The organism is Rhizobium sp. WSM1274, assembly GCF_025200775.1.
GTDB classification, from domain to species: Bacteria; Pseudomonadota; Alphaproteobacteria; order Rhizobiales; family Rhizobiaceae; genus Rhizobium; species Rhizobium leguminosarum_I.
Genome location: NZ_CP104140.1, coordinates 116,764 through 143,549 on the forward strand (window position 1 = coordinate 116,764; position 26,786 = coordinate 143,549).

Consider the following 26,786-nt stretch of genomic DNA (forward strand, 5'->3'; position numbering starts at 1 on the left):
GATTGGAGCACCCATGCCAGGCGTAACCCGACTATCGGTCCGCAATATCCGCAAGAGCTTCGGTACGCACGAGGTCTTGCGCGGCATTTCCCTCGATGCGGAAGACGGCGATGTGATCTCGCTGCTCGGTGCCTCCGGCTCCGGCAAGTCGACGTTTCTGCGCTGTATCAACCTGCTCGAAACTGCAAGCGACGGCGAGATCTTCGTCGACGGCGAACAGATCCGCATGGTGCACAAGGGCGGCACGAGCAAGCCGGCCAGCCAGAAGCAGGTGGACCATATCCGCTCCGAACTCGGCATGGTGTTCCAGTCCTTCAATCTCTGGTCCCACATGACGATCCTGCAGAACGTCATCGAAGGGCCGATCCATGTGCTGAAGCGCCCGCGCGCCGACTGCATCGCCGAGGCCGAAGCCCTGCTCGAAAAGGTCGGCATATCAGATAAGCGCCATGCCTATCCGGCCCATCTCTCCGGCGGCCAGCAGCAGCGTGCCGCCATCGCCCGTGCGCTGGCGATGAAGCCGAAGGTGATGCTCTTCGACGAACCGACCTCGGCGCTCGATCCGGAGCTTGTCGGCGAAGTGCTGCGCGTCATGCGCGCGCTGGCCGAGGAGGGGATGACCATGCTCGTCGTCACCCATGAGATGAGCTTTGCCCGCAACGTCTCGAACCGCGTCGTCTTCATGCGCGAAGGGCTGATCGAAAGCAGCGGCAAGCCGGACGAAATGTTCACCGGCGGCGCCACACCCGCCTTTCGCCAGTTCATCGGCCATTTCGGAAGCGGTCAATGACAATCGCCATCGAGTCCGTGCTGACCTGGCGCGATGTCGCGCGTGTCGCGGCAGGGGAAGCGCTTGTTCTGTCGCCGGCCGCCTCGGCGCGCGTCGAGCAGGCAAGCCGCATCGTTGCGCGCATCGTCGAGACAGGCGTGCGCGCCTATGGCGTCAACACCGGCGTCGGGGCACTGGCGGATACGGTGGTCGATCGTGCCTCGCAGAGCCTGTTGTCGCGCAGCATCGTGCTCAGCCATGCCTGCGGCGTCGGGCCATCGCTGGCCGCCCGCGAGGTGCGCGCGATCATCGCCGCACAGATTGCCAATTTCGCCCATGGTCATTCCGGCGTGCGGGGCGAGATCGTCCAGCATCTTGCGGCCATGCTGGAACATGATTGCATTCCCGACGTGCCCTCCAAGGGCTCTGCCGGTTACCTCGTCCACAACGCCCATATCGCGCTTGTTTTGATCGGCGAAGGCAGCGCTCACCTGGACGGCCGGCGCATGAGCGGTCGCGAGGCGCTTGCCGCGATCGGCCTCGAACCACTGGTGCTTGGCGCCAAGGAAGGCTTGAGCCTTGTCAACGGCACGGCCTGCGCCACCGGCCTGACCGCTGTGGCGCTTTCCCGCGCCGAGCGGCTGCTCGACTGGGCCGATGCGATCGCAGCACTGACGCTGGAAGCGGCAGGCTGCCAGATTGCCGCCTTCGACGCGGCGGTGCTGGCACTGCGCCCATCGGCGGGAATAGAGAAAGTCGGAGCGAGCCTGCGCGCGCGGCTTCAAGGCAGCGGTCTTGTCGCCGCCGCCTTCGGGCGGCGCACGCAGGATGCGCTCAGCCTTCGTTCGGTGCCGCATGCGCATGGGGCCGCCCGCGACGTCTTCGACATTTCCGCCCGCATCGCCGATCAGGAACTTGCTTCGGTGACGGACAATCCGGCGGTCTCAGGCACGCCGGAACATCCGATCGTCTCTTCCGAGGCACACGCGGTTGCCCCGGCACTCGGGCAGGCGGCCGATAGCCTGGCGATTGCGCTGGCCCAGATCGGTGCGATCAGCGAACGGCGCATGGACCGGCTCGTCAATCCGCTGGTGAGCGGTCTGCCGCCCTTTTTGGCGAGCGATGCCGGCAGCCATTCCGGCTTCATGATTGCCCAATATACCGCAGCCGCACTGAGCAACGAGAACCGCCGCCTTGCCGCACCCGCGGCCATGGACGGCGGGCTGACCTCCGGCCTGCAGGAGGATTTCCTCGCGCATCCGACGGCTGCCGCCGGCAAGTTGCTCGCCGTCATCGACAACGCCGAATATATCCTGGCGATCGAGCTGATGGCTGCTGCCCAGGCGCATGATTTCCTGGCAGCGACGGCGCCGCGGGCGGCAGGCACGGAGCTGGTCTATAAGGCAGTGCGGGAACATGTTTCCCATTATGGCGACGAGCGCCCGCTCAACAGCGATATCGAAGCCGTGCGCAGCCTGATCCGTGATACCGCGCCGCCGCCGATTGGTTGAACCGAAGACCGCTGTCAGAACGGCTTGCTGGTTCCGGAATTCCGCTTGGGCCTTTCGCCGGCCTCGAGACGTTTGAGGCACTGGAGATAAGTCGGGTAGAGTTGATCGACCCGCGAGAGCGGAAGCGTCCAGTCGCCTTCGTCGCCGGCAAAGGTAAGCTGCACGTCAGGTGTTCCGGCAAAGGAATTCTTGATGATCTTCTTCAGTCCGCCGCTCCCCTTGCTGGCCGGACCCCAGAGGCGAAGCGTGTACTTGTCGAAGTATTCGGCGGCGACCACTTTCGTCACTGTCCGGTTGGTCAGCGTCACCTCGGTCTTGGTATTGGCCGGAATGTCCCACGTGTTCTTTGAAACCAGCCAGAACGTCTCGGTCGCGTTCTGGCGGAATTCCATGGTCTTGCCGATCTCGCTGTCCCACAGCAGGCGGCAATAGGGATGTGGGCCCTCATTCGCAAAGCCGACCGACCATTGTCTCGCCCCGCCCATCCATTCGGTCTCGCCGAAGGCGCAGACCGGCTGCACGATGGGCGCCATCAAAACCATAGCCGCGAGAATTTTCATCGCCAACATCATCTCCAACGCAATCGGCTCTAGCGATAGCAAAAGAAGGTTGAGCTTTTGCTACTACAGCCGCCGCGCGCGTCGTCGACTGCGGATTCACTTCGGGAAGAGGAACGTGACCGCGACGCGAAAGCCCAGTCCTTCCGGCCCATTGTCTGGAGCCGCCGCCCAATATCGTATGCCCGCCGTCAGGCTGATTGGCTGCTTGTCGATGGTGATCAGCTTGGCGACGGCGAAGTTGATCGGCACCGACCAGTCGTTCGTTTCCCAGTTATAGGTGGATTCCGTATTCAGCGAGAACGTCCAGGCGTCCTTGGTCGTGTAGGAGAGGAACGGCTGGAGGAATGTCGAACTCACATCCTCCCGGTCGCTTTGACCAGCGAAGGACCAGATGTGGTTGCCGAGAAAGCCGATCGTCCATGGGCCGTCCTGCTTGAGGACGACCGCTGTCGGACCCGCGCCCCACTTGCCGCTTCCGAGGAGCTCGTCCGTCGCCGTTGGCAGCAGGAACACCGGGCCGACGCCCCAGACGATGCCGCTCTCGGTCGGCTTGGACGGCGAGAAGAAGAAGCTTTGCGTGGTGTCGCCCAGACCGAACTGCGTTCCCGACGGTCCGGCAATGTCGTTCTGCCATGTCACTGGCAGGATGGTGCGCGAGATGACGTTCCAGTCCTCGTTTATCTTGAAGGGAATGACCGGCTGAATGTTCAGCGTCGCCTTGTCGCCGTCGTCTGGACCATAGCCGTGATCGTAGTTGAACTGGAACGGCACGCTGATCAGCGAGGCGATCGGGTTCGACAGCTTCTTCGCCAGGTCTTCACTCGACTGGGCGGCTGCCGTCCCTGTCCAGACACCGAGCGGCGCGACAACCAGTACTACCCAAGAAGCGACTTTCTTCACCAATGCCTCCATGATCCGATTGAATCCAGCCCGCAAGGCAGGCTTCCTCCGAAACGAAACGATATCCCCCGGTCGATCCTGTTGGATACCGAACTGTGAGCCGCTGTCACGGCGGCTCTCTGCTTCCTGGGGAGGTCGTTTTCCGGCTCCTCGATGGACACCAGGTCTTCAAAAGGCGAGCATACTGGAAGGATAATCGCCAACAGTACGAAGTTCGCCAGTCCGCCCGTTAGAACCGGATGGCGACTCCGATAATCGGCCCCTGCTGGACGACGTCGAAGACGAACCCGTCATTATCGTAATTGACGCCGAGTGCACGATATCCGGCGACCGCTGAGATGGTGTCGTTGAACTTGTAGCCGAGGCCCAACGCCACATCCCAGTCGATATCGGCGCCGCCGGCGCCCAGCAGGCCCCACCCGGTGACATAGATTTCCGGCGTGAAGAAGTAGTTTCCTCGGACGCCAGCGACGGCATCGACCCATGTGGCGCTGTCTTCGACGTCCACTCCGTCCAGAATGCCGCCATTGAAGGAGATCTCGGTCTTGGCCGACCAGACCCTCATGCCACCGACAACGTCGAGGTGGCCATTTTGATCTTCGAGCACGGCGTAACCGACGCCAAGTAATCCCGCGAAGGTCTTCGATGTCACATCGACGCTATCGGCAAGGATGCCGGCAGGTGTGTCGGCGTCGGCACCGAGCTTGGTGTAGATCACGTCACCAACGATACTGAAACGGTCGTATCTTGCTTCACCTGCCGCCATGAAAGCGAAGTCGAGGTTATTGAGGATATCGCCGAAATCCGCGTCGACATGAACTTCCGGCAGCCCAAATTGCCCAATATCGCCGGATATGCCGGCAGCCCAGAAATATGGCGCGAAGGTGAATTCCCAGCCGCTCTGGCTCTCGACTGTTTTTGCTTCCGGCGTGAGCGGCGTAATATCGGCGGCGTTGCCGGCCGACGCCGCGCAAATGCCCGTCACCAATAGAATGGCACGCAAGTATATGGCCTTCATGAGAATCCCCCGATCTCGTTTCGCCTCGGCACTGCTGTCCCGAGTCGGCACTGTGCAGCGAGAAGTAGATTTCGACAAGCTAAAATACCTATTTTTCGTTGATCGCCTGCGTCAACTGCCCGATGAGGCCTGAAATCTGCTGGTCCTCAGGTCTCAGTCGCGCTAGGACCTCCGCGTGTTTCAGCGCCTCGGGCAAGCGTCGAAGCTTGAGACTGTATTGCAATGCCAGGCCTATGATGTCGGCGTCTTCACCCGCTGCCCAACCATCGAGCCTGTCCAATGCCTCCCCCGTCCGGCCAGCCGAATCGAGAGCGACGGCAAAGGTCGTTTTGTACTGGGAGTTCTGCGGATCGAGCCGCACGGCCTCTTCGAGTTCCGTAATAGCATCGGTCAATGCCTGTTTCCGCACCAGAGACAACGCATGGCCGTAGCGCAGATCCGCGCGTTCGGGCGCCATGGCGATCGCTTCGGCATAAGTCTGCTCCGACCTATCCTTCTGGCCGGAAGCGCGGTAGAACTCTGCGAGATTGACGCGCATTCCCTCCAGTGTCGGGTCGAGCGAAATCGCCCGCCGGAACGCGGCTTCGGCCTCGGCCGTACGCTGCCGGGCGAACAGGAAGAAGCCGTAATTGCTTTGTGTTTCCGCGACGTCGGCGTTCGCCTCGACGTAGGCGCGCAGGTCCGCGACAGCGGCTTCGAAATCGCCTTGCTGATCGCCGAAGAGGTGGGGAGGAGTGCCGGCGAGTGCGTTGGCGGCAGCAACGCGGACCGCACGCGTTTGATCGCCGAGCAGATTGCCGACTACCTCCAGCCTGCGTTCAGGCGGTATGTTGCCCGCCGCTTCCGCAGCGCCGAGCCTGACGAGCGGATCTGCATCGACTGCGGCCGTGCGGATGTCGGTGGTGACATCCATGCCGTCGATGCCACTCATTGCGGCGATGGCGCTGCCCCTGACAATTCCCGCCTGGTCCTGATCGCTGACAAGCGTGCGCAAAGCCTCTATCGCGGCCTCATCGCCGTTCGCAGCTCCGGCGAAGGCATGGGCGATCGACGGGCGTTTGCGCCACTGCGTCCCGTACCATTTGTCCATTGTCTCGGCTGCCCAATCATTCGTTCTGCCGACATGGCAGGTCGTGCACGCATTCGGCGTTCCAAGCGTTGCCGACAGGTCCGGCCGGGGGATGACGAAGGAGTGGTCGCGGCGCGGGTCGACCTTCATGTAGGTGCGTTCCGGCATATGGCAGTTGGCGCATTGCGCTCCGGTCGAACCGGCCTGATGGCGGGTATGGGCGGGAGTGTCGAACAGCCCACTTGGATCCTGCCGGACGAAGCGCTCCGGCTTCGTTTCGGTGTGGCATTGCGTGCACAGCGCATTGCCCTCGGCCTTAAGCCCGGCCTCGTGCGGCCGATGACAGTCGAGACAGGTCACGCCCGCCCTTGCCATCTTGCTTTGCTGAAACGAGCCATACTCGAAGACCTCGTCAAGGATCTGCCCGTCGGGGAAATAGAGATCCTGCCGGAGCAGGGCAGGGGAGAAATAGTCGAGAAAGGGCTTTCCCGGCTGGTAGCCGTTCAGCAGCTTGGTGCGCCTGGCATGGCAGGCAAAGCAGATGCCCGCATCGACTTTCGGCAGACCGATATCCGGTATCGAGGATGAGAGATTGCCCGATTGCGCCGAAGCGACGTGCTTGGCTCCGGGGCCGTGACAGGACTGACAGCCGATGCTGGTGGCGACGTAGCTCGACTTGTATTCGTTCGTCTGCGGTTGAAACTTCGCCTGGGGATCGGTCGAATGACAATCGATGCAGGTGCGGTTCCAGCGATAGAAAGGACCTGTCCAATGATAGGTCGATCCGGGCTTGGTCGGGGTGCCGTCGCCGAGCCAGAACCACTGCCCTTTGGCCGTATCCCAGGCAATATCGAGCGCCTGCAGCCGTCCGCCTCCGATGTCGACGAGGTATTGCTGCAGGGGCTCGTAGGCAAAGGTATATTTGACTTTGAACTCGGCCTGGCCGCCGTCCGCTCCTTCGGTGTTGACGAAGAAGTGGCCATCGCGGCGGGTGAAGGTCGTGACGACGCCGTCATGATCGAACCTGGTATTGTCGAATTTGCCGCGCACCGTTTCGTCGTCGGCCAATGCCATGGCCTTTGCATGGTGGGACTTCGAAAAGGCCGCGGCCTGATCGGCGTGGCAGGATGTGCACGTCCTTTCATCCACGAAGCCCTCATGGATCGATATCTGCGGGTCGGCCCTGGATGTCGAGATGTCGTCAGTCGCAAGGCTGCGCCCGGCAGGCGCGAGCAACAGGAAAAGCAGGACAGCTATTCGTCCCACTGCTGCTGGCCGAACAGATGCTGCCACTCAATCGCTCCCTGTTGACGTTTTAGAAGGTCGGGGTCGCCATTGTTCAAACTTCTGGCGTGAGGCGCATTCCTAATCTTTGAAAACTTGTTTCCAGTCAGCCTTCATATCGACGACGGTCCAGCCGGTGATTGCGGCCGCATCGAGCGCCTTGTCGAGGCGGCCGAATTCGGTATCGCGGTCGTAGGCATATTCACGCTCCGCATCGGTGTGATGGATCAGCACGCCGAGTCTGGCCGGTGCGCCTGCCATGGTCGTCCATTGCAGCATTTGGAGATCTCCGTCGGAATTGCCGAAGGCGGCAATCGGCCGCCGGCCGATCTGCTGGTTGATCCCGACGGGTTTGCCGGCCTTGTCGTCGATGAAGTTGACTTCGGGGAGGCGGTAGAGGGTTGGCATGTCGTCCTGCATCCTGAACTCGGTCTTGATCGACGAGCCGATTACCTGCTCGGGCGGGACGCCGTAGACTTTTTCCGCCCATGGCCGCATGAACTCTATGCCTCCGCCTGAAACGATGAAGGTCTTGAAACCGTTGGCGCGGAGATAGGCGAGAAGCTCGACCATCGGCTGATAGACGAGTTCTGTGTAAGGCCGCTTGAATTTTGGGTCACGGGCCGACGCCAGCCAATCGGTGACGATCTTCTGGAAATCGCTGCTGGTCATTCCGGCATGCGTGGTCATGATGAGCTCGACGAGGCCCTTTTCGCCCGACGCCGCAAGCGTCTTCATGTCGCCGTCAAGCACAGCCTTGAATGGCTGCGTCTCCTTCCATTCCGGATGCTGCGGAGCAAGCGTCTTCACGCGGTCCAAAGCGAAGGCCAATTGGACGTACGTGGGATGCTCCACCCACAGGGTACCGTCATTGTCGAATACGGCAATCCGTTCGGTTTCCGGGACGAAGTCGGGCGATCCCTGGCCAGTGACCTTTTCGACGAAAGAGACGATGGCAACCTTCGAAGCTGTATCATTCCAGGAGGGCAAAGGATCGCTTTGAGAGAATGCAGAAGTGGCATGAACCAGTGCGACACTGAGCGCAATGATCATCAGGCAGATCAATCGCGGCGCCGAGCGGACAAAAGACATCGGTCATCCTCCGGGGGTGGCAACAGGGAGAAACAGAAAACGGGCGGCGGCCCCTCGCAGAGCCGCGGCTCTTCGATCAGTTCCCGGTCGGGAGGGTGAGCGTCACGCCTTCCTTGGCGAGCTGATCACGCACCCACTGAAAGCGCTCGTAGTTCGAGAGCGTGATCGGACCCGTGTAGCCGACGCTTTGCATCTTTCTCGGAGGATACTTGACGTAGGTCGCCATGATTTTCTGGAGTTCTTCGCCCATGACAACGCCCATCCATGTACGTTCGGTGAAGTTGTTCATGAAAATGTCGTAGCGTTCCTGCGGATCCTGCCAGAGGTCGAACACCTGGGGAACCGTTGCCACGTATTTGTCCGGGCCTTTCCAGCCGAGATTGGAATCGACTGCCAGTCCGCCGGTCTGCGCTCCGTCGTCGCCGCGAAGATTGAACGCAAACTTGTAGTTATTGACCCTGATGGCACCTGGCGACAGCTCATTTTCGGTGAAATAGAACCAGGATTTCCGTTCCGATTTCCCCGTGCCGAGGAGGATCGGCGACATGTCGTAGCTGTCGAAAATGATCGGCTTGTTTTCGCGGTCCTCGGTCGGAAGGGGGACCGCGCCGACGGCAGCGAATGTTGCCATCAGATCGAGACCGCCGACAATGTCGTGGTTCTTGGTGCGGGGTTTGATCTTACCCGGCCAGACGGCGATCGCAGGGACGCGATTGCCGCCCTCGCGCAACGTACCCTTCGTGCCACGAAACGGCGTGTACCCAGCGTCCGGATAGACGTCCTGCCAGGCGCCATTGTCCGTGGTGTAGAAGACCAGTGTGTTCCGGTCCATTCCGGTTTCCCGCAATTTGTCCATGATCCGGCCGATACGGGTGTCCAGTTCCACGATCGAGTCGGCATACTTGCTCTTCGACAGTGACTTGTGCTCGAATTCCGGCGCCGGCATATTTGGCTGGTGCACCTTCATGAAGTTCACGTTGATATAGAAGGGCTCATCCGGCTTCTTTGCGGCTTCGTCGAGAAATTCGACGGCTGCCTTTTCGACATAGCTGTCGAAGTAGGGGATGCCGACGACGCCTTCCTTGCCGTCGATAATCGGGGTGTCGACATATTGACCGTTGACCTTGAAATCTTCAGTGACAGGTCCCCCGGCCTTGCCGGAAAGCGCGCCCTTCGTCACCCTTTGGAACATCTCCCGCAGCTTCGGATCCATATCCGGAAACCAGGTCGGATCAGCGTAGGTGTAGGCGTTGAGATGGTAGAGACCGGCATATTTCATCTCGTCGTAGCCCTGTGCGGTCGGCAGCGCGTAGTCCGCCTCGCCAAGATGCCACTTGCCCGTGAAGTAGGTGTGATATCCGCCGCGCTTCAGCACTGATCCCAGTGTCCATTCGGCCGCCGGAAGGCCGCCGCCCTGACCCTGAAACGCCACCGTGGTCATGCCGCTGCGGTTCGGAATGCGCCCGGTCTGCATGGCCGCACGCCCAGGTGTGCAGCTTGGCTGCGCGTAAAAGGAAAAGAAGGTCATGCCTTCGTCGGCGAGCTTGTCGATGTTTGGGGTCGGCATCCCGCGACCTTCACCGCCGCCATAGGGGCCGAGATCGCCGTAGCCGGTATCGTCGGACACGATGAACAGGATGTTGGGCTTTCGTTGGGAGTCCTGCGCTTGCAGGGGCGAGGCCGCACACCAGAGAATGGTGGATGAAGCCAAGGCTCCGATGCAGCGGACAAGGATTCTGCCGTTCATGTCAAATCCCTCCATTGGAGTCCGGTTGATGACGGTGTCGCTCGCGGCAAAGGCCTGCGATCGCCTGCGTCAGCTCAAACGGGCTGCTTTGAAAATGACGATCCTGCCGGAGCTGCCTCCGGTGGGGTTTGCGAAGCCGACGGCATCTCTGCCCCGGCGCGCTGGACCTTAGCCAATACGGTCTTCGCCCGATATTGTACTTTGGGGAATCCCTCTCACAGTAAGCAATCGAAAGTAGTGATGCGCAGATGACGGCGCAGCGAGAAGCTGTTATTGTCGCACGACTTTGGGGGGAAAGCGGATGGGCTTGGGCGAATGGTCAGGTCGATTGTGCTGCACTGCCTTTTTGTTGGCGGTGGTCGCCCTGAGTGTGCCCAGTCGCCATGTCGCAGCCTCCGACACCTCGATTGCCATCGTCGACCGGGTTCCCCGCGTGCTCGTCCTCTATCCCTATGATGAGAGGATCGCGGCGACGACCGCTGCTGGAGAGGCGCTGCGGAGCCGTTTGCTGGAGGCGACAAACGGCAAGATCGACCTGTTTTCAGAGTTCCTGGATCTTTCGCGGTTTCCGGAAGGCGACCATGTCGCGCGCATGGCACGGTATCTCGGCGAGAAATACGCGTCGCGCCGTCCGGACGTGGTTGTGGCCCTCGGCAAGGAATCGGCGAGCTTCGTAACCGCGAATCGCGGCACGATCGCGCCCGGCGCCAGGATCGTCGCTGCCGGTTTCGGCACAGCCACCGCCGAGAAGATCAGCTTGCCGGACGACGTGATCGGAGCCTTCACGACATTCGACATTCTGAAGACCGCCGAGATGGCCCGCAGCCTGCAGCCCAATGCGCGCCACCTCTACATTGTCGGCGGTTCGTCCGACTTCGACCGCGGCTGGCTGACGACGGCCCGCGCGGCTCTCGAGCAGTTCTCGAAATCCTACGAGACGACCTATCTGCAAGATTTGACGATCGACGAATTCGCCGAGCGGGCATCCCGAGTGCCGCCCGACAGCATCATCCTGGCATTGACGGTGTTTAAGGATCGGGCAGGGCGCAATTTCGTTCCGCGCGACGCGATCGGTCAGATCGCTGCGACCGCCAGCGCGCCTGTCTACGGCCCCTACGAGACTTACATCGATCATGGCGTCGTCGGGGGCAACACCGTCACATTCGAAGCGCTGGGCCGGACCGTCGGCGACCTCGTCATCGATGCGATTGCCGGCAAGCCGGTGTCGGATCTCGAAGCGCCGCAGACCTACATTGCCGATGCCCGGCAGCTCCAGCGCTGGGGGCTTGCCGAAAAGGATCTGCCACCGGGCACGATCCAGATGCACAAGGAGAGGAGCCTCTGGGCGGAACATTGGGTCGTGTTGGTAGCGGGGGGTGGCCTCGTGCTGGCGCAGGCCAGCATCATCTCGGTGCTTCTGCTCGAGCGGAGGCGCCGCCGCGACGCCGAGCGCAGCTCGCGTCTGCATTTACTCGAAGCCGTTCATCTCAACCAGTCCGCGACAGCCGGCGCATTGTCCTCGTCGATCGCTCACGAACTGAACCAGCCCCTGTCGGCCATTCGCAACAATGCCGAGGCAGCGTCGGTGCTGCTTCGAAGCGAGAACCCGGATCACGAACTGATCCAGCAGATTCTTCTCGACATCCAGGAGGACGATCAGCGCGCAGGCGATATTATCAGCCGGATGAGAGGATTGCTCAAGAAGAGAGACGAGATCGATTGGCAGGAGTTCGACCTGAACGATGTCACGTCGAGCGCGATCCACATCATTCATGGCGAGGCGGAACGACGCGGAATCAAGCTGACATCGAACCAGCTGCCCGGCGGGCTGCCGGTGCGTGCCGACAAAGTTCATGTGCAGCAGGTCATCCTCAACCTGGCGATCAACGCGATGGATTCCATGCTGGACGCCGTCCCGGCCGGGAGAACGCTCACCTTTGCAACGGGACTGGCGAACGAGAAGGCGGAGCTGCGGGTCTCCGATACCGGCGACGGTATTCCCAGAGAGAGACTGAATAACATCTTCGAGCCATTCTACACCACCAAGAAAGCAGGCACGGGCCTCGGGCTCTCCATAGCCCGCGCCATTGTCGAGACCTATGGCGGCACCATCCGTGCCGACAACCGCCCGGAAGGCGGCGCGGTCTTTCGTGTGGCCCTGCCGCTTGCCCGCCGACAGGAGCGATCGAGATGAAACCGGTTATCCATATCGTCGATGACGACAAATCCTACCGGACGGCGACCGCAAGGCTGCTTTCCGCACATGGTCTGAGGGTCGAAGTCTATGAATCCGGAGATCAGTTTCTCGCCGGCCTTTCGGCTTGCGAGCCGGGCTGCGTACTCCTCGACCTCCAGATGCCCGGCCAGTCCGGCCTGCAGATACAACGCCGCCTGTGCGAGCTGGCACCGCAATTGCCGGTCGTGTTCCTCACAGGGGAAGGAGACATAAAGGCAAGCGTCGAGGCGATGAAGACGGGTGCCAAGGATTTTCTGGAGAAGGGATCGACCGCGGCGACATTGATGGAGGCGATCGATCGCGCGCTTGTCCAATACGAAAGGCAGCGGGCCGGTCACGACCGTCTTCAAGCTCAGCAGGCCCTGGTGGCGGGCCTCAGCCCGCGCGAAGCCGAAGTGTTCCAGCTCGTCATTCGCGGCCGTCTCAACAAGCAGATCGCTTATGCACTCGGCATCTCCGAGCGGACGGTGAAGGTGCATCGCCATCAGGTCATGGAAAAGCTCGGCGTGCGCTCGCTGGCTGAGGCGGTGTCGATCGCCGCAAATATCGGTCTCACCGACCAGGAAACGGCATCGCCGCTGGGGTGATCGGGCTCCTTCCCCTTAGGACAATATCAATCGGCTTCCAAGCGGCCTAATTTGACCGGCAACCGTTAGTCTCTCATATGTTCGAAAGAGGGGGCATGAGGTGGAGAACCTTCGCCGCACGGTCGCTGTCGTCGACGATGACGCAAGCCTGCGGCGCAGCCTGGGGCGGCTGCTCAACGCCTACGGTTTTCTGGCCATGGAGTTTGCATCCGCCGAGGCCTTTCTCGCTCGCGATCCCAAAACGGCGATAGACTGCCTTGTCCTTGATATCGACCTCGGTGGCATGTCCGGCATCGATCTGCAACGCAGGCTGAAGGCCGAGGGGACAACCCTTCCGGTGATTTTCATCACGGCACTGGAAACCGCCTCCGTGAAGGCAGAGGCGGAAAAGGTGGGATGCGTTGCTTATCTGCAGAAGCAGTTTTCCGGAGCCGCGCTGATTGCGGCCATCAACAGGGCGTTGGGATTGTGAGTTGATGGGGCGCGAGACCGTGCGCTCTCGAGCACGGCGGTCGGCGTCGCATCGGCAGCAGTCCTTTGCCGCACCGCGACCGATTCAGGGTGATCACCATCTCGCTAATGGCGTTGATGAAGCATAATCGCTGGCCTCGCCAACCGAAAAACTCGTCTCGGGAGCGCCTTGATGGCAGCAAGGCCTTGAATCCTCGTTCTGCATTGCCAATCTGGCGAGTACCGACCTGATGTAAGGGGAGTTCTACGGCAGGCATGAGTGAGATTCAACGACCGGGATTCTTGGCGAGGCTCAATGCATATGAGCCGCTGACACTGATCATGGTGGCATCGATCGCCGGTGGACTGTTCGCGCTCCAGCGGCTGACGAGCGAAGTCCTGGAGGGCGAGACATTCCGATTCGACGAGGCGATCCTGTTGGCTTTGCGACGACCGGGCGAACTTGCCGTGCCGATTGGTCCTGGCTGGCTGACGCATGCCGTCGACGATATCACCAGCCTCGGCGGCATCACCGTTCTCTCGCTGATGACCGTTCTCGTCACCGTCTATCTTCTGCTCGACCGGCGCTGGCCGATCGCGATCTTTGTCTTTTCCTCGGTGCTGACCGGCTGGCTCGCGAGCACGCTCTTGAAGATCCTCGTCGCTCGGCCGCGCCCCGATATCGTGCCGCATCTGGTCGAGGTGAGCGATCTCAGCTTTCCCTCCGGACATGCGATGGTCTCGGCGGTGACCTATCTGACGCTGGGCGCGCTGCTGGCGCGAACGCAGCGCTACCAGTCGACGCGAATTTTCGTTATGGGCGCCGGCGTCTTTCTCGCCGTCATCATCGGTTTGAGTCGGATCTATCTCGGTGTCCATTACCCCACTGACGTCTTGGCTGGATGGTGCGCCGGCGCGCTCTGGGCGCTCGGCTGCTGGCTGATTTCGAAGCGGTTCGTTCCGAGCCGCGTGCCAGATGATGTTGCGGAAGCGGGAAAACAGTAAGAAAAGTAAGGCCGATACGTGATTCCCCGGCATAGCGGACAAGCACCATGACGACTTTGACAACGATCACCTCGACGGTCACGGCCGCGTTTCTCGGCTCCTTCGTCGAGGTCGTTGAAGCCTTCACCATCATCCTCGCCGTCGGCGTCACGCAGAGCTGGCGTCCGGCCTTCATCGGCACCGGTCTTGCGCTTGCCCTTCTCGCCCTTCTCGTGCTGGCGCTCGGTCCGCTGCTCGGCCTTATTCCGATCGAGCTGATGCAGTTCGTGATCGGGACGCTGCTCGTTCTTTTCGGCCTGCGCTGGTTACGCAAGGCGATCCTGCGGGCTTCAGGCTTCATCGCGCTGCACGACGAGGAGAAGGCCTTCGCGGCCGAGACCGATAGCCTGCGGCGCCAATCCGCCGAGCGCCGGGCCAATTTCCTGGCGGGGGCCGCGGCTTTCAAGGCCGTGCTGCTGGAGGGGATCGAAGTGGTGTTCATCGTCATCGCCACCGGCGCCGGGCACGGCATGATCGGCTATGCCAGCCTCGGTGCGGCCGCAGCCTGCCTGCTGGTACTCGTCATCGGCATCTTCGTGCACAAACCGCTCTCTGCGGTTCCGGAAAACAGCCTGAAATTCGTCGTCGGCCTGCTGCTCAGCGCCTTCGGCATATTCTGGGTTGGCGAGGGGGTGGGCGCCGACTGGCCGGGCGCCGACCTATCGCTCCTGGCGATTCTTGCCGTCCTCGCCGTCTTTTCCTTCGCTGCAGTCCGGATGCTGCGCCAGTATTTCAATACCCGCGCCGAGGTCACCGCGTGATGAATATTCTTACCATCGCGCTCAAGGAACTCTTCGGCATGTTCATCGACGACGGCGCCCTGGCGCTGTTGGCGCTGCTGTTAATCGCCGCCGTCGCCGTTCTGGTGAAATTCGTCCACGTCGATGCGCTGCTTGTTGCCGTTCTTTTTCTGCTCGCCTGCCTGCTGATCCTTGCCGAGAGCCTGGCGCGCGCGGCACGGAAGAAGTTTCAGCGGAAATAGTCTACAGCGCCGCGCGTCTGGGACAGCTATTGCGGCACTTTGAACAGGTGGCGGATACGCGTCACCAGCGAACTCACCGAGCGGCCATGCAACGTCGCGCCCTCGGCCGCGAAGGAATGCTGACCGGTCTCGATCCGGTGTGCGAGGGTGGCGGCAAGCTCTTCGGCGATGGCGGGTCGGTCGTGCAGCAGCGGCGTCAGGCTTGCCTGGGCAATCTCGTAGACAACGACGAAAGTCAGCGCCCGCAGGCTGGCGGCCTCGCCGACGCCGATCAGCAGTCCGCTTTCGCCGAAATAATCGCCCGGCGCCAGCCGGCCGAGTTCGATTTCCTTGTGGCCTTCCTGCCGTGTCGCGATGAGCGCACCGCTGCGCACGATCATCAGCGATGCAACCGTATCGCCCTGTTCGATGAGGATGGCATCCTTCTTGAAGGTCCGCCGCGTCATCGAGGCCGCGAGCGTTTCCTTCTCGTCCTCGGTCAGTGAGGAAAACAACGGAATGGCGTCGAGAAGCTTGAGCGGCGTCGGCCGGTGCGGCCTCATCACCTCTTCCGACTGCAACTGGTCGGGCGGAGGGCCTGCGGCGTCGAGCGGTCGTGCCAAGATGAGGCCCGCGGCCTTGATATGGCGGTAAATGAGATCGAATATCTCGTTCTTCGCCGGTCCCGTCTGGCCGATATCCCTGACGCGGAAGGAGAGCTCCAGCTCCACTGCATCCGATGTCAGCGATTTTATCTGAACGCCGGGTTTCGGCTCGGCCAGGATCGAGTCGCTGCTCAATAGCACGGCGCGCATGACGTCGATGATCGCCGACGGCCCGATCGTCGGCACGACGCGGACCGTCAGCGTCGCGCCGTGACTTCGGTCGGGACTGCTGAGATTGGTCAGCCCGACCTTGGCCAGAAAACTGTTGGGCAAGATGACGAGGTCGTTGGAGCCGTTCAGCAGATGGGTGGAGCGCCAGTTGGTTTCGACGACACGGCCTTCAATGCCGTCATTCAGGACGATCCAGTCGCCGATCATATAGGGCCGGCCGAGATTGAGCGCGATGCCGGAAAAGACGTCGCTCAGGGTGCTTTGCATCGCCAGGCCGAGGATGACGGCAAGGACGCCTGATGTGGCGATCAGCGTGCCGACGGGAAAGCTGAAGACATAGGCGACCACCGAGAGGATCGCGCCGAGGTAGATCAGGCCGATGACCAGATCCTGAACGAGGCGTCCTTCGCGTGGTTGACGCTCGAAGATCAGGAAGACGCGGACGAAGGCGATCAACGCCCAGGCGGCATTGATCCACCAGACCACCTTGGCAAGGGCGATGAAGACGCGTTCGAAGGTCGAAGCCGGCGCCGGCCCGACTTCGTAGGGTACGATGTCGTGATAGAGCAGCAGGACTGTCAGCGCCGCGAAGAAGAACACCTGGCCGGCGAGCTTCCAGCTTGGGAAGGGCCGAAGGGCTATTCGGGTGATCACCGCGCCGACCACGGCCAGCGTCCCGGCCTGGACGACAGGATCGGCAAGCACTCCGGACCATGTGAGATTATCGAGCATCGTCTACCCACTTGAGCGCTTACAGCGCCGCGCGTCTCTTCAGACGGGCGGCGCTGTAACACATTCAATCCTCGCATCGGCTTTCCCGAAAATCGAGTCCGATCTTCGCGCCGACGCGTTAGCTGCGCGGCTTCAGATTTTCTGGGTCATAGATCGGCTTGTAGCCGACGCCGACGACCTCCACCGGATAGCTCTCGGCAAAATACTCGACATTCAAGTTGCGTCCGACCTGGCAATGCGACCAGGGCAGATAGGCCAAGGCAATGTTCTTGCCGACCGTCGGGCCATAGGCGATCGAGGTCGTGTAGGACCGGCGGCCGAGCTCGTCGACCAGAACCTCTCCCGTGGCGGGATCGACAACCGGCAGGTTTCCGACGGGATAACGCTTCACGCCCGACTTGTCGGTATTCTCGGTCATCACAAGCGTGCAGAGCATGGCCGGCTGGTGCTCACGCGCCTTGTATTCCAGATGTTTTGCCTTGCCGCGGAAATCGGCTTCCTTGACCTTCGGACGGGCGAGATCGGCTTCGATCAGGTTGTACTGGGTCAGGAGATCGGCGTTCTGCAGGCGCAGGCTCTTTTCCATGCGGCGCGAGTTCGCATAGGTCTCGACGCCGAAAGCCATCACGCCGGTCGCGCGCAGCGCATCCCAGACGGCGAGGCCGTCTTCGTACTTCATGTGCAGTTCCCAACCCTGCTCGCCGACATAAGAGATGCGGAAGGCGGTGACGGGTCTACCTGCGATTTCGATCGGTTTGATCGCCGCAAAGGCGAAGTTTTCCTGATCGAGCCCGGCCGGATCGGCCACAGCCTTCTTCAGCGTGTCGCGGGCGTTCTGACCCCAGATGCCGATCGTCACGAATTTTTCCGAGACGTCGGTGATGATCACGTCAAGGCCGCGGTCTTCGGCGACGCGCTTCATGTAGTGCAAGTCGCGCGGGCCGGCATCGGCACCGTTGACGAGACGGCAGCGGTCGGCCATGCGAAAGACAGTGAAGTCAGCGCGGACCATGCCTTCGTCGTCGAGGAAGTGGGTGTAAATGCCCTTGCCGATGTTTGCGTCGCCGCCGATCTTGGCGGCGCAAAGCCATTCCATCAGTTCGACGTGGTCAGGGCCCTCGATATCGACCATGTGGAAGTGGCTGAGATTGACGATGCCGCAATCCTCGCTCATCGCCAGATGCTCGGCATTCGATACGCGCCAGAAATGGCGGCTGTCCCATTCATTCTCGCGAACCGGGACGCGGTCGGCGTATTTCTCCAGAAGGTGCTCGTTGGCGGCGTAGCCATGCGCACGCTCCCAGCCGCCAAGTTCCATGAAGTAGCCGCCAAGCTCCTTTTCGCGCTCGTAGAAGGGCGAGCGTTTGGCGTTGCGGCCGGATGCATAGGGTTCGCGGGTGTGAACGGCCGGGAAATAGATCTTCTGGGCGGCTTCAAAGCACCGGCCCTCGATGAACTCTTCCGTCAACTGATGCGGATAGAAGCGGGCGTAGTCGATGCTGTTGTGATCGATTTCAGTACGGCCATCGGTCATCCAGTCGGCGATCAGCTTGCCGTAGCCCGGGCCGTCTTTGACCCAGATGGCAACGCAATACCAGAGGCCGCGCACCTTCTGGCTCTCGCCGCAGGATGCGCCGCCGCCGGCGGAAACTTGCAGCAGGCCGTTGAAGGAGTGACCTTCGTTATAGCCGAGTTCGCCGAGAATCGGCGTCAGTTCCATGGCGCGTTCGAGCGGCTCGATGATCTGTTCCATTTCGAGATCACGCTGCGAGGGCGAAAGGCGCGCTTCGTGTTTTTCGAGAAGATCGCGCGGATGGCACATGCGCGGATTGGTGGCTTCGTAGTAGCCCCACTCGATCTGACCGCCCTCCGTCGTCGCCGGGTCGCCGGTATCGCGCATATAGGCCGAGTTGCCCTGGTCGCGCAGCAGCGGGAAGCCGATTTCCTTGCCGGTGCCTTCAAATTCGTTATAGGGACCGAAGAATGTGAGCGGATGGTCGACCGGCATGACCGGCAGGTCTTCGCCGACCATCTCCGCGATCAGGCGCCCCCAAAGGCCGGCACAGACGATGACGTGGTCGGCCATGATGGTGCCGCGATGGGTGACGACGCCCTTGATGCGGCCGCCTTCGACGATCAGCGACTTCGCCGGCGTGTTGCCGAATACCTTGAGCTTGCCGGCCTTTTCGGCAGCATCGACCAGCTTGCCGGCAACGGTCTGCGAGCGCGGAATGACGAGGCCGGCATCCGGATCGAAAAGGCCGCCCATCACCTGATCTTCCTCGATCAGCGGGAACTTCTCCTTGATCTCGGAGGGGCTGACATACTGGGCGCGCGTGCCGAAAGCCCGCGCCGAGGAAAGCTTGCGCTTGATTTCCTCCATCCAGGCATGGTCGCCGGTGCGCGCCACTTCGAGGCCGCCGATGCGGGCGTAATGGCCCATCTTCTCGTAGAAATCGATCGAATATTGCGTGGTCCAGACGGACAGGTAGTCGTGGCTGGTGGTGTAACAGAAGTCCGAGGCATGGGCTGTCGAGCCGATATCCGTCGGTATGCCCGACTTATCGATGCCGACGATATCGTCCCATCCCCGCTCGACGAGATGATGCGCGATGGAGGCGCCGACGATACCGCCGAGCCCGATGATGACGACCTTTGCCTTTTCCGGAAATGCTGCCACGTGCTGTTCCTTCTATTTATCGCACGAATTAAAATACCCTAGCCGCGCTTGACGTACGCTTCGCGCGAGATGCAGCAGCCATGCCAGCCTCGTAAGGAGTGTCACATTTGCCGAAGCCGCGGAACCCCCAGACCGCTCCGTATGGCAGCTGCGATGAGGGTATTATGCATAAGGCTCATGATCGTCATTGGTCCTACGCCGCCTAGTACCGGCGTAATTGCGCCAGCCCGCATCGAGGCGGCGAGGAAACCGCCAAACAGCGCCGGCACTGCTGCGATCCATTCCGCATCGAACGGACTCGCAATGACTCGCGGCGATCGGATATGGCGAGCCCTTGCAACCGGCCTTTCCGCTCGCGCGCCCCGGGATCACGGCGCTGAAATCGCCGCAAGCCGGTCGATGTCCACCAACACGATGTCTTCAGAAACGGGCTCACGATTGTGCAAGCGGAACCATTCCGCCGCTTCGCGTACACGGTCGCCATGGGGCGATGGATAGGCGCCGAGTCCGAGGACCCATTCCCGCACGGTCTCGCGCTCCATCCGCCCGGCCCGGTATCGATCGCAGACGGTTTTCGCTGATGCGACGAGATCATTGATGCTTTTCACAGGATATCCCTCAATGCACGGATGGCTCTTCGTCTTCGAGAAACGATCGAATGCCGTCCCGCGCGACGACGGCCAGGAATTCGTCGAAGGCATCCCGGTCAGTCGCAAATGGCTCGTCCCAGCGGATCAGGTCCTCCGCTTGCGTTACCACTTCCATCGTCCAGTCTTCATTGCTGCCCGATGTGCGGAAGATATCGACGAGCACGGTGATCCCGTCATCGGTGAATTCTCCCGCCAGTTCGGAGTGTTCGAGCTTTTCTTTTTTCGCCATCATTCAGCCACCTGCACCGGGCGGTGCGTCGTTTTTGAGATATTCTTCATATTGAACCGTCTCGGTCTCATTCGTGTCGATCGAGGCATTCGCGCGCTTTGCAAGGCGAACGCCGGCGCCCCCACCATTTTCAGGGATGAAGACAACGCCTGCGACTTCCAGCGCGTGCTTCACATCCTGAAGGGTCCGTTCATAGGGAGAGCGCTTCCCGGCCTCGAAATTAGCAATCGTCGCTTTGGCGACTTTTGAGGCCGATGAGAGATCGTCCTGGGACCACGCCAAAAGGGCGCGAGCAGCGCGGCACTGAGCGGAGGATAGACACAAAACAATAACCTTGCATCAAAAGTGTGATTCTGCCTCGGGCAGATTATATTAAAAACGCAATCTCTATACAAGCTATGACGAGAGCAGGTGCATGACGGCATAGGACGTTGTGAGCCCTTGAATGGACCTGCCTATTCCATCCTTTCGACCTTTAATTCTCCAGCACATCTGGCGAAAGGGAAGATTGATTGACTGAATATTATTAGAGTCTAATTTAGATTGCCTTTATCACGCACTCGGGAGGTCATAATGCGTGAGCCAGATATGCAAAAACTCGATGCACTTGTCGGTCGTCTGGTTCGCGACGTCGGCGCCGCCGTTTCCGGTGTATTGGTCGTGCTTGGCGACAAGGTCGGAATCTTCAAGGCGATGGCCGACGGAACGCCGATGAGCGTCCAGGATCTTTCGGCGAAGACGGGGGTGAAGGAGCGCTACCTCAGGGAATGGCTGAGCGCCCAGGCGGCCGCGGACTATGTCTCTTACGATGAAAAAACCGATCGTTTCAGCCTGACGCCGGAACAGGCGATGGTATTTGCCGAGGAAAACAGCCCCGCCTTTTTCGTCGGAGCCTTCGAGGTCGTTCAATCGATGTGGATGGACGAGCCGAAGGTCGCCGATGCCTTCCGTACCGGCAAGGGTCTCGGCTGGCATGAGCACAGCACCTGCCTCTTTCGGGGAACCGAGCGGTTCTTTCGTCCGGGTTATAACAGCCATCTCATCAACGAATGGATACCGGCTCTTGCCGGGGTCGAAGAAAAACTCAAGGCCGGCGCCAGCGCCGCCGACGTCGGCTGCGGTCACGGTGCCTCGACCATCCTGATGGCGCAGGCCTATCCCGCTTCCCGCTTTGCCGGCTTCGACTATCACGGCCCGTCGATCGAAAGAGCAAAGGCCGCCGCCCGGGATGCGGGTGTTTCGGACCGTGTGACTTTCCAGCAGAGTTCGGCGACGGAATTTCCGGGGCGCGGCTATGACATGGTCGCCATGTTCGACTGCCTTCACGACATGGGCGATCCGGTCGGCGCCGGCCGGCATGTCAAGGAAACGCTTGGGCCGAACGGGACATGGCTGATCGTCGAGCCCTTTGCCCATGACCATCTCAAGGACAATCTCAATCCTGTGGGACGCGTCTATTACGGGGCATCGACGATGATCTGCACGCCGGCGTCACTCTCCCAGGAGGTGGGGCTTGGGCTTGGCGCGCAGGCGGGAGAAATGAAACTCCGAAAGGTGGCGCTCGACGCCGGGTTCACCCATTTCCGTCGCGCAACGGAAACGCCGTTCAACATGGTGTTCGAGGTGCGGGCCTGACGCAACTGGTTTAGCAGGTGGCCGGCTATCTCAGTTTTCCGATGCTGGCATACATGCCGGTCGTGCGGAATTCGGTGGGGTTGGTGCCGTAGACGCGGCGGAAGACCTTGGAGAAATAGTTGGGGTCTTCGAAGCCGCACATGATGGCGACTTCCTTGACCGGCAGGAAATCCGCCTTGGTCAGAAGCTTGACGGCACGCTGCAGGCGCTGCTGCAGCACGAATTCGGCTGGCGGCATGCCCTCGCTCTCGGCAAAGCTGCGCGAGAAATGCGCGCGGCTGAGGCCGACGATGCCGGCAAGCTCGCTGACCGGCAGCGGCTTTTCGAGATTGGCATTGATATGGTCGATCACCGGCTGCATGAGGCTGAGCTCGGCGGCAAAGGCCGGCGAGCCGAAGACGTCGTCGTAGAGCGCCATCGCCGCTTCATAGGCGATCGCCGAGGCGGCACCCGGCGATGTCGCGCCCTTGACCAGGCGTAGGCTGCAATCGGCCAGATGATCGATGGTCGAGGGCTGCAGCTTCAGCACCGGGCCGGCGGTCGACAGCACCATCTGATGGATGCGCAGCGTTTCCTCGCCGTTCATCGAAATCCAGAAATATTCCCAGCGGTCGCCTTTTTCCAGCCAGTAGCGATGATTGTGCGGCACCAGAACGAGCAGCGTGTCACCGCCCTGAAGGCGATAGTTGCGGTGCTGGTAGCGCAGCTGGCCGCTGCCGCTGATCGTGTGCTGCAGCACGGTGAAGGGGGTCTGGCCGCGCCGGCGGCCGTCCCAGTCATAGCTCTCGTTCTCGCGCACTTCATAGCCGGCGCTGGTCGGCATGGCATGCAATCGCTGGCGGCCCCGAGGCAGCGAAACCGTCCTCATCGACTGTCCGTTGGCGATCAAATCCTGCAGCACAAAATTACCCCCGAAAGCATAATCCTTCTCTGGTCGCCCTGTCGATTTCGGGCATAATCCCGCTCGACAAGAGGAAGAGACCACGGCCGACAGAGCGGCCGGGAGGAAAAAGACAGATTTTTCGGCGTTTTCAGCCACATGCGTCGGCATGCGGCCTGATCCTCCATGGCCTTCTTTTCCTTAGCATTCGATTGGGTCGAGGTGAAGATCATGAGTTTCAAAATCGCTATCATCGGTGCGGGCAGCGTCGGGTTCACCAAGAAGCTGTTCACCGACATATTGTGCGTTCCGGAGTTTCGCGACGTCGAATTCGCGCTGACCGATCTGAGTGAACACAATCTCGAGATGATCAAGGCGATCCTCGATCGCGTCGTCGAGGCGAACGGACTGCCGACGAAAGTGACGGCGACGACCAACCGGCGCCAGGCGTTGGAAGGCGCACGCTACATCATCAGCTGCGTTCGGGTCGGCGGGCTTGAGGCCTATGCGGATGATATCAGAATCCCGCTGAAATATGGCATCGACCAGTGCGTCGGCGATACGATCTGCGCCGGCGGCATCCTCTATGGCCAGCGCAACATCCCCGTCATCCTCGACTTCTGCAAGGATATCCGCGAAGTGGCGGAGCCCGGCGCGAAATTCCTGAACTATGCCAACCCGATGGCGATGAACACCTGGGCGGCGATCGAATACGGCAAGGTCGATACCGTCGGTCTCTGCCATGGCGTCCAGCACGGCGCCGAACAGATCGCCGAGGTGCTCGGTGCGAAGTCGGTGAGCGAGCTCGACTATATCTGCTCCGGCATCAACCACCAGACCTGGTTCATCGACCTTCGCCTCAACGGCCGCAGGACCGGCAAGGACGAGTTGATCGCCGCCTTCGAGGCGCATCCGGTCTATTCGCAGCAGGAGAAACTGCGCATTGACGTGCTGAAGCGTTTCGGCGTCTATTCCACCGAAAGCAACGGCCATCTCTCGGAATACCTGCCGTGGTATCGCAAGCGGCCGGACGAGATCACCCGCTGGATCGACATGTCCGACTGGATCCACGGCGAGACCGGCGGCTACCTTCGTCATTCGACGGAAACGCGCAACTGGTTCGAGACGGAATATCCGCAATTCCTGGAATCCGCCGCAAAGCCGATCGATCCTGCCAAGCGCTCGAACGAACATGCGAGCCACATTCTCGAGGCGCTGGAGACGAACCGGGTCTATCGCGGCCATTTCAACGTCAAGAACAATGGCGTCATCACCAATCTGCCGTCAGATGCGATCGTCGAATCGCCGGGCTTCGTCGATCGCTTCGGCATCAACATGGTCTCCGGCGTCACCCTGCCGGAAGCTTGTGCGGCCACCTGCATTTCCTCGATCAACGTCCAGCGCATGTCGGTGCATGCGGCGATATCAGGCGACATCGATCTCTTGAAGCTTGCCGTGCTGCACGATCCGCTGGTCGGCGCCGTCTCGACGCCTGAGGAAGTCTGGCAGATGGTCGACGAGATGGTCGTTGCCCAGGCGCCCTGGCTGCCGCAATATGCCGACGCCGTGCCGGCCGCCAAGGAGCGGCTGTCGAAATCGAAGCTGCAGACCCGCGACTGGGCGGGGGCCGCACGCCGCAACGTTCGCTCGATCGAGGAGCTGCGGGCGGAAAAGGCGGCGCTGAAACAGGCCGTCTGATTTTCGTGAAGCATGGGTTGCCGGGGGTTTCCGGGAGGGAAATCCGCGGCGTCCGGCCCGGTTTCATGTGTTCGAGGAGAAAGGAGCTGCGGGATCGCGCTCCGGAACAAGAGGGAGAAACGATGATGAATTTTCGCAACGCAGGCATTCTGGCCGGACTGGCGCTCAGTGTCTCAGCCGCGGCGCTGAATGCATATGCCTCCGAGCCAACCATTCCACCGAAACCGGCGGACTTTCCGGCCGAAGGCAAGATCAATTATGTCGCGCGCGACTCCATCCTGGAGTTCAAGGCGCTGCCCGAATATCACGAACCCGACTGGGTCACGAAGAATTTCGTCGCCACCGGCAAGCTGCCGCCGGTCAAGGACCGCCTGCCGAAGGAGCCGCTGGTCTTCAAGACCGGCAATATGCCCGACGGCATCGGGGTCTACGGCGATACCATGCGCCACGTCATCGGCGGCCGGCCGGAAGGCTGGAACTACGGCGCCGGCCAGACGCAGGGCTGGGGCGGCATCGATATCGGCCTTTCCGAATGCCTGACGCGCACCGCGCCGCTGTTCCAGGTGCAGGCCTCCGACACCGAGCCGCTGCCGAACCTTGCCAAGAGCTGGGATTGGTCGCAAGACGGCCACAAGCTGACCATGCACCTGATCGAAGGCGCCAAATGGTCCGACGGCGCGCCGTTCAACGCCGACGACATCATGTTCTACTGGGACGATGAAGTCATCGACCCGAACGTCTCGCCGCTCGGCGGCGGCGCCTCGCCGGAAGCCTTCGGCGCCGGAACGACGCTGAAGAAGGTTGACGATTACACCGTCGAATGGACCTTTAAGGAGGCCTTCCCGAAGCAATATCTCTACACGATGTCCTACCCGAATTTCTGCCCGGGTCCGTCGCATATCCTGAAGGCGCAGCATCCGAAATATTCGAAGAACACCTACGACCAGTTCAAGAACGCCTTCCCGCCCGAGTTCATGAACATGCCGGTCATGGGCGCCTGGGTACCGGTCGAATATCGCCCGGACGACATCATCGTCATGCGCCGCAACCCCTATTACTGGAAGGTCGACGAGAAGGGCGATCAGCTGCCTTATCTCAATGAGCTGCACTACAAGCTCTCGACCTGGGCCGACCGTGACGTTCAGGCCGTGGCCGGCTCCGCCGATTTCTCCAACCTCGAGCAGCCGGAAAACTTCGTCGCGTCGCTGAAGCGCGCCGCCGAAAAAACGGCGCCCGCTCGGCTTGCCTTCGGCCCGCGCCTGATCGGCTATAACTTGCGCATGAATTTCTCCGCCAACGGCTGGGGCAACCCGGACGAGCGCGGTGAGGCGATCCGCGAATTGAACCGCAACGAAGACTTCCGCAAGGCGGTCACCATGGCGCTCGACCGCAAGGCCATCGGCGACTCGCTGGTCAAGGGACCGTTCACCGCGATCTATCCGGGCGGGCTCTCCTCCGGCACCAGCTTCTACGACCGCAACTCGACCGTCTACTATCCCTTTGATCTTAAGGGCGCCAAGGCGGAACTCGCCAAAGCCGGCCTCAAGGATACGGATGGCAATGGCATCGTGAACTTCCCGGCCGGCACGGCGGGCGGCAAGGATGTCGAAATCGTCATGCTGATCAACAATCAGTACACGACCGACAAGAGCCTTGCCGAAGGTGTCGTCGGCCAGATGGAGAAGCTCGGACTGAAGATCGTCATCAATGCGCTCGACGGTGCCAAGCGTGACGACGCCCATTATGCCGGCCGCTTCGACTGGCTGATCCAGCGCAACACGACGGAACTGTCGTCGGTGGTGCAGAATACCGAACAGCTCGCCCCTGTCGGTCCGCGCACCAGTTGGCACCATCGCGCCGGCAAGGATGACCAGCTTGATCTGATGCCCTTCGAAAAGGAGCTTGTCGATGTCGTCAACAAGTTCAGGACGAGCCAGAACAACGACGAGCGCGTCGATCTGATGAAGCAGTATCAGAAGATCTCGACGGAGCACGTCAACACCGTCGGCCTGACGGAATATCCGGGCGCCCTGATCGTCAACAAGCGGTTCTCCAACGTGCCCCAGGGCACGCCGATCATGATGTTCAACTGGGCTGAAGATTCGGTGATCCGCGAACGCCTGTGGGTGGCTGCGGACAAGCAGGGCAAATACGAGCTGTTCCCCGAACAACTGCCCGGCAAGCCCGGCGAAAAGGGCCCGATCAACTAAGCTCCCTC

General features: G+C 61.1%; 24 protein-coding genes. 11 read left to right on the forward strand and 13 right to left on the reverse strand.

What is annotated here, in order from left to right:
• Positions 1 to 13: 13 nt before the first annotated feature.
• Together N2600_RS30335 and N2600_RS30340 are read left to right on the forward strand one after the other, a co-directional pair.
• Positions 14 to 790 (forward strand): ABC transporter ATP-binding protein, encoded by a 777-nt coding sequence (locus tag N2600_RS30335; RefSeq protein WP_170260535.1) that lies wholly within the window; start codon positions 14 to 16, stop codon positions 788 to 790.
• On the forward strand, positions 787 to 2,280 hold the full coding sequence (locus tag N2600_RS30340) for an HAL/PAL/TAL family ammonia-lyase (RefSeq protein WP_260299654.1): 1,494 nt from the start codon (positions 787 to 789) through the stop codon (positions 2,278 to 2,280). Before N2600_RS30335 ends, N2600_RS30340 begins: the two co-directional genes overlap by 4 nt.
• A gap of 14 nt (positions 2,281 to 2,294) precedes the next feature.
• Here N2600_RS30340 and N2600_RS30345 read toward each other — a convergent pair whose 3' ends face one another.
• The 6 genes from N2600_RS30345 to N2600_RS30370 all read right to left on the reverse strand — a co-directional run bounded on the left by N2600_RS30345 (position 2,295) and on the right by N2600_RS30370 (position 9,950).
• Positions 2,295 to 2,840 (reverse strand): hypothetical protein, encoded by a 546-nt coding sequence (locus N2600_RS30345; protein WP_260299705.1) that lies wholly within the window; start codon positions 2,838 to 2,840, stop codon positions 2,295 to 2,297.
• A gap of 96 nt (positions 2,841 to 2,936) precedes the next feature.
• The gene (locus N2600_RS30350; protein ID WP_260299655.1) at positions 2,937 to 3,752 is read right to left on the reverse strand and encodes a transporter; all 816 of its coding nucleotides are present in this window, start codon (positions 3,750 to 3,752) and stop codon (positions 2,937 to 2,939) included.
• Positions 3,753 to 3,969: 217 nt separating this feature from the next.
• Positions 3,970 to 4,758, reverse strand: a complete 789-nt coding sequence (locus N2600_RS30355) for a hypothetical protein (RefSeq protein ID WP_017968275.1) — start codon at positions 4,756 to 4,758, stop codon at positions 3,970 to 3,972.
• Between the two features lie 88 nt (positions 4,759 to 4,846).
• On the reverse strand, positions 4,847 to 7,120 hold the full coding sequence (locus tag N2600_RS30360) for a multiheme c-type cytochrome (protein WP_260299657.1): 2,274 nt from the start codon (positions 7,118 to 7,120) through the stop codon (positions 4,847 to 4,849).
• Positions 7,121 to 7,192: 72 nt separating this feature from the next.
• A complete protein-coding gene (locus N2600_RS30365) occupies positions 7,193 to 8,164 on the reverse strand; it encodes an HAD family hydrolase (protein ID WP_445944956.1) in 972 nt (323 codons plus the stop codon).
• Positions 8,165 to 8,279: 115 nt separating this feature from the next.
• Positions 8,280 to 9,950 carry an arylsulfatase gene (locus tag N2600_RS30370; protein ID WP_170260532.1) on the reverse strand — a complete coding sequence of 557 codons (1,671 nt, stop codon included), beginning with the start codon at positions 9,948 to 9,950 and terminating at the stop codon, positions 8,280 to 8,282.
• Between the two features lie 301 nt (positions 9,951 to 10,251).
• On the opposite strand from N2600_RS30370, the gene N2600_RS30375 reads away from it, so the two are divergent.
• From N2600_RS30375 to N2600_RS30400, 6 genes are all read left to right on the forward strand, one after another.
• Entirely contained in the window at positions 10,252 to 12,144 is a 1,893-nt protein-coding gene (locus tag N2600_RS30375; protein ID WP_260299659.1) for a sensor histidine kinase, read from the forward strand.
• A complete protein-coding gene (locus N2600_RS30380; protein ID WP_260299660.1) occupies positions 12,141 to 12,773 on the forward strand; it encodes a response regulator transcription factor in 633 nt (210 codons plus the stop codon). Before N2600_RS30375 ends, N2600_RS30380 begins: the two co-directional genes overlap by 4 nt.
• Positions 12,774 to 12,873: 100 nt before the next feature.
• Positions 12,874 to 13,245: a response regulator transcription factor gene (locus N2600_RS30385; protein ID WP_260299661.1), complete on the forward strand. Its 372-nt coding sequence runs from the start codon at positions 12,874 to 12,876 to the stop codon at positions 13,243 to 13,245.
• A 254-nt stretch (positions 13,246 to 13,499) separates the two neighbouring features.
• On the forward strand, positions 13,500 to 14,228 hold the full coding sequence (locus N2600_RS30390) for a phosphatase PAP2 family protein (RefSeq protein ID WP_260299662.1): 729 nt from the start codon (positions 13,500 to 13,502) through the stop codon (positions 14,226 to 14,228).
• A 47-nt stretch (positions 14,229 to 14,275) separates the two neighbouring features.
• Positions 14,276 to 15,028 (forward strand): COG4280 domain-containing protein, encoded by a 753-nt coding sequence (locus N2600_RS30395; protein WP_260299663.1) that lies wholly within the window; start codon positions 14,276 to 14,278, stop codon positions 15,026 to 15,028.
• Complete coding sequence (locus N2600_RS30400; protein WP_017968283.1) at positions 15,025 to 15,249, forward strand: hypothetical protein; 225 nt, start codon at positions 15,025 to 15,027, stop codon at positions 15,247 to 15,249. Before N2600_RS30395 ends, N2600_RS30400 begins: the two co-directional genes overlap by 4 nt.
• Before the next feature lie 26 nt (positions 15,250 to 15,275).
• Here N2600_RS30400 and N2600_RS30405 read toward each other — a convergent pair whose 3' ends face one another.
• The 6 genes from N2600_RS30405 to N2600_RS30430 form a co-directional block, all read right to left on the reverse strand.
• Complete coding sequence (locus tag N2600_RS30405) at positions 15,276 to 16,796, reverse strand: mechanosensitive ion channel family protein (RefSeq protein WP_260299664.1); 1,521 nt, start codon at positions 16,794 to 16,796, stop codon at positions 15,276 to 15,278.
• A gap of 118 nt (positions 16,797 to 16,914) precedes the next feature.
• Positions 16,915 to 19,476 (reverse strand): GcvT family protein, encoded by a 2,562-nt coding sequence (locus N2600_RS30410; RefSeq protein ID WP_260299665.1) that lies wholly within the window; start codon positions 19,474 to 19,476, stop codon positions 16,915 to 16,917.
• Between the two features lie 101 nt (positions 19,477 to 19,577).
• Entirely contained in the window at positions 19,578 to 19,709 is a 132-nt protein-coding gene (locus tag N2600_RS30415) for a hypothetical protein (RefSeq protein ID WP_441005729.1), read from the reverse strand.
• Positions 19,710 to 19,844: 135 nt separating this feature from the next.
• Positions 19,845 to 20,084, reverse strand: coding sequence for a hypothetical protein (locus tag N2600_RS30420; RefSeq protein ID WP_003554151.1), 240 nt, complete (start codon positions 20,082 to 20,084; stop codon positions 19,845 to 19,847).
• Between the two features lie 10 nt (positions 20,085 to 20,094).
• Entirely contained in the window at positions 20,095 to 20,355 is a 261-nt protein-coding gene (locus N2600_RS30425) for a hypothetical protein (RefSeq protein WP_025397793.1), read from the reverse strand.
• A gap of 3 nt (positions 20,356 to 20,358) precedes the next feature.
• A complete protein-coding gene (locus tag N2600_RS30430; RefSeq protein ID WP_260299666.1) occupies positions 20,359 to 20,679 on the reverse strand; it encodes a helix-turn-helix domain-containing protein in 321 nt (106 codons plus the stop codon).
• A gap of 249 nt (positions 20,680 to 20,928) precedes the next feature.
• Here N2600_RS30430 and N2600_RS30435 point away from each other — a divergent pair, with 249 nt between their 5' ends.
• A complete protein-coding gene (locus N2600_RS30435; protein ID WP_260299667.1) occupies positions 20,929 to 21,990 on the forward strand; it encodes a class I SAM-dependent methyltransferase in 1,062 nt (353 codons plus the stop codon).
• Positions 21,991 to 22,015: 25 nt separating this feature from the next.
• On the opposite strand, the gene N2600_RS30440 is transcribed toward N2600_RS30435, so the two are convergent.
• Positions 22,016 to 23,041, reverse strand: coding sequence for an AraC family transcriptional regulator (locus tag N2600_RS30440; RefSeq protein WP_260299668.1), 1,026 nt, complete (start codon positions 23,039 to 23,041; stop codon positions 22,016 to 22,018).
• A gap of 60 nt (positions 23,042 to 23,101) precedes the next feature.
• Here N2600_RS30440 and N2600_RS30445 point away from each other — a divergent pair, with 60 nt between their 5' ends.
• Positions 23,102 to 24,568: an alpha-glucosidase/alpha-galactosidase gene (locus N2600_RS30445; RefSeq protein WP_260299669.1), complete on the forward strand. Its 1,467-nt coding sequence runs from the start codon at positions 23,102 to 23,104 to the stop codon at positions 24,566 to 24,568.
• Positions 24,569 to 24,690: 122 nt separating this feature from the next.
• Positions 24,691 to 26,778: an ABC transporter substrate-binding protein gene (locus tag N2600_RS30450; protein WP_170256512.1), complete on the forward strand. Its 2,088-nt coding sequence runs from the start codon at positions 24,691 to 24,693 to the stop codon at positions 26,776 to 26,778.
• The last annotated feature ends 8 nt before the right edge of the window (positions 26,779 to 26,786 follow it).

What these genes read in the sequence shown, in the direction of transcription:
- N2600_RS30450 (WP_170256512.1), top strand. Translation starts at nt 24,691, where the DNA reads ATGATGAATTTTCGCAACGCAGGCATTCTGGCCGGACTGGCGCTCAGT.
- N2600_RS30355 (WP_017968275.1), bottom strand. Translation starts at nt 4,758, where the DNA reads ATGAAGGCCATATACTTGCGTGCCATTCTATTGGTGACGGGCATTTGC.
- N2600_RS30380 (WP_260299660.1), top strand. Translation starts at nt 12,141, where the DNA reads ATGAAACCGGTTATCCATATCGTCGATGACGACAAATCCTACCGGACG.
- N2600_RS30340 (WP_260299654.1), top strand. Translation starts at nt 787, where the DNA reads ATGACAATCGCCATCGAGTCCGTGCTGACCTGGCGCGATGTCGCGCGT.
- N2600_RS30335 (WP_170260535.1), top strand. Translation starts at nt 14, where the DNA reads ATGCCAGGCGTAACCCGACTATCGGTCCGCAATATCCGCAAGAGCTTC.
- N2600_RS30370 (WP_170260532.1), bottom strand. Translation starts at nt 9,950, where the DNA reads ATGAACGGCAGAATCCTTGTCCGCTGCATCGGAGCCTTGGCTTCATCC.
- N2600_RS30375 (WP_260299659.1), top strand. Translation starts at nt 10,252, where the DNA reads ATGGGCTTGGGCGAATGGTCAGGTCGATTGTGCTGCACTGCCTTTTTG.
- N2600_RS30425 (WP_025397793.1), bottom strand. Translation starts at nt 20,355, where the DNA reads ATGGCGAAAAAAGAAAAGCTCGAACACTCCGAACTGGCGGGAGAATTC.
- N2600_RS30440 (WP_260299668.1), bottom strand. Translation starts at nt 23,041, where the DNA reads ATGCCGACGCATGTGGCTGAAAACGCCGAAAAATCTGTCTTTTTCCTC.
- N2600_RS30435 (WP_260299667.1), top strand. Translation starts at nt 20,929, where the DNA reads ATGCGTGAGCCAGATATGCAAAAACTCGATGCACTTGTCGGTCGTCTG.
- N2600_RS30415 (WP_441005729.1), bottom strand. Translation starts at nt 19,709, where the DNA reads ATGCGGGCTGGCGCAATTACGCCGGTACTAGGCGGCGTAGGACCAATG.
- N2600_RS30390 (WP_260299662.1), top strand. Translation starts at nt 13,500, where the DNA reads ATGAGTGAGATTCAACGACCGGGATTCTTGGCGAGGCTCAATGCATAT.
- N2600_RS30345 (WP_260299705.1), bottom strand. Translation starts at nt 2,840, where the DNA reads ATGAAAATTCTCGCGGCTATGGTTTTGATGGCGCCCATCGTGCAGCCG.
- N2600_RS30365 (WP_445944956.1), bottom strand. Translation starts at nt 8,164, where the DNA reads ATGATCATTGCGCTCAGTGTCGCACTGGTTCATGCCACTTCTGCATTC.
- N2600_RS30405 (WP_260299664.1), bottom strand. Translation starts at nt 16,796, where the DNA reads ATGCTCGATAATCTCACATGGTCCGGAGTGCTTGCCGATCCTGTCGTC.
- N2600_RS30445 (WP_260299669.1), top strand. Translation starts at nt 23,102, where the DNA reads ATGAGTTTCAAAATCGCTATCATCGGTGCGGGCAGCGTCGGGTTCACC.
- N2600_RS30350 (WP_260299655.1), bottom strand. Translation starts at nt 3,752, where the DNA reads ATGGAGGCATTGGTGAAGAAAGTCGCTTCTTGGGTAGTACTGGTTGTC.
- N2600_RS30395 (WP_260299663.1), top strand. Translation starts at nt 14,276, where the DNA reads ATGACGACTTTGACAACGATCACCTCGACGGTCACGGCCGCGTTTCTC.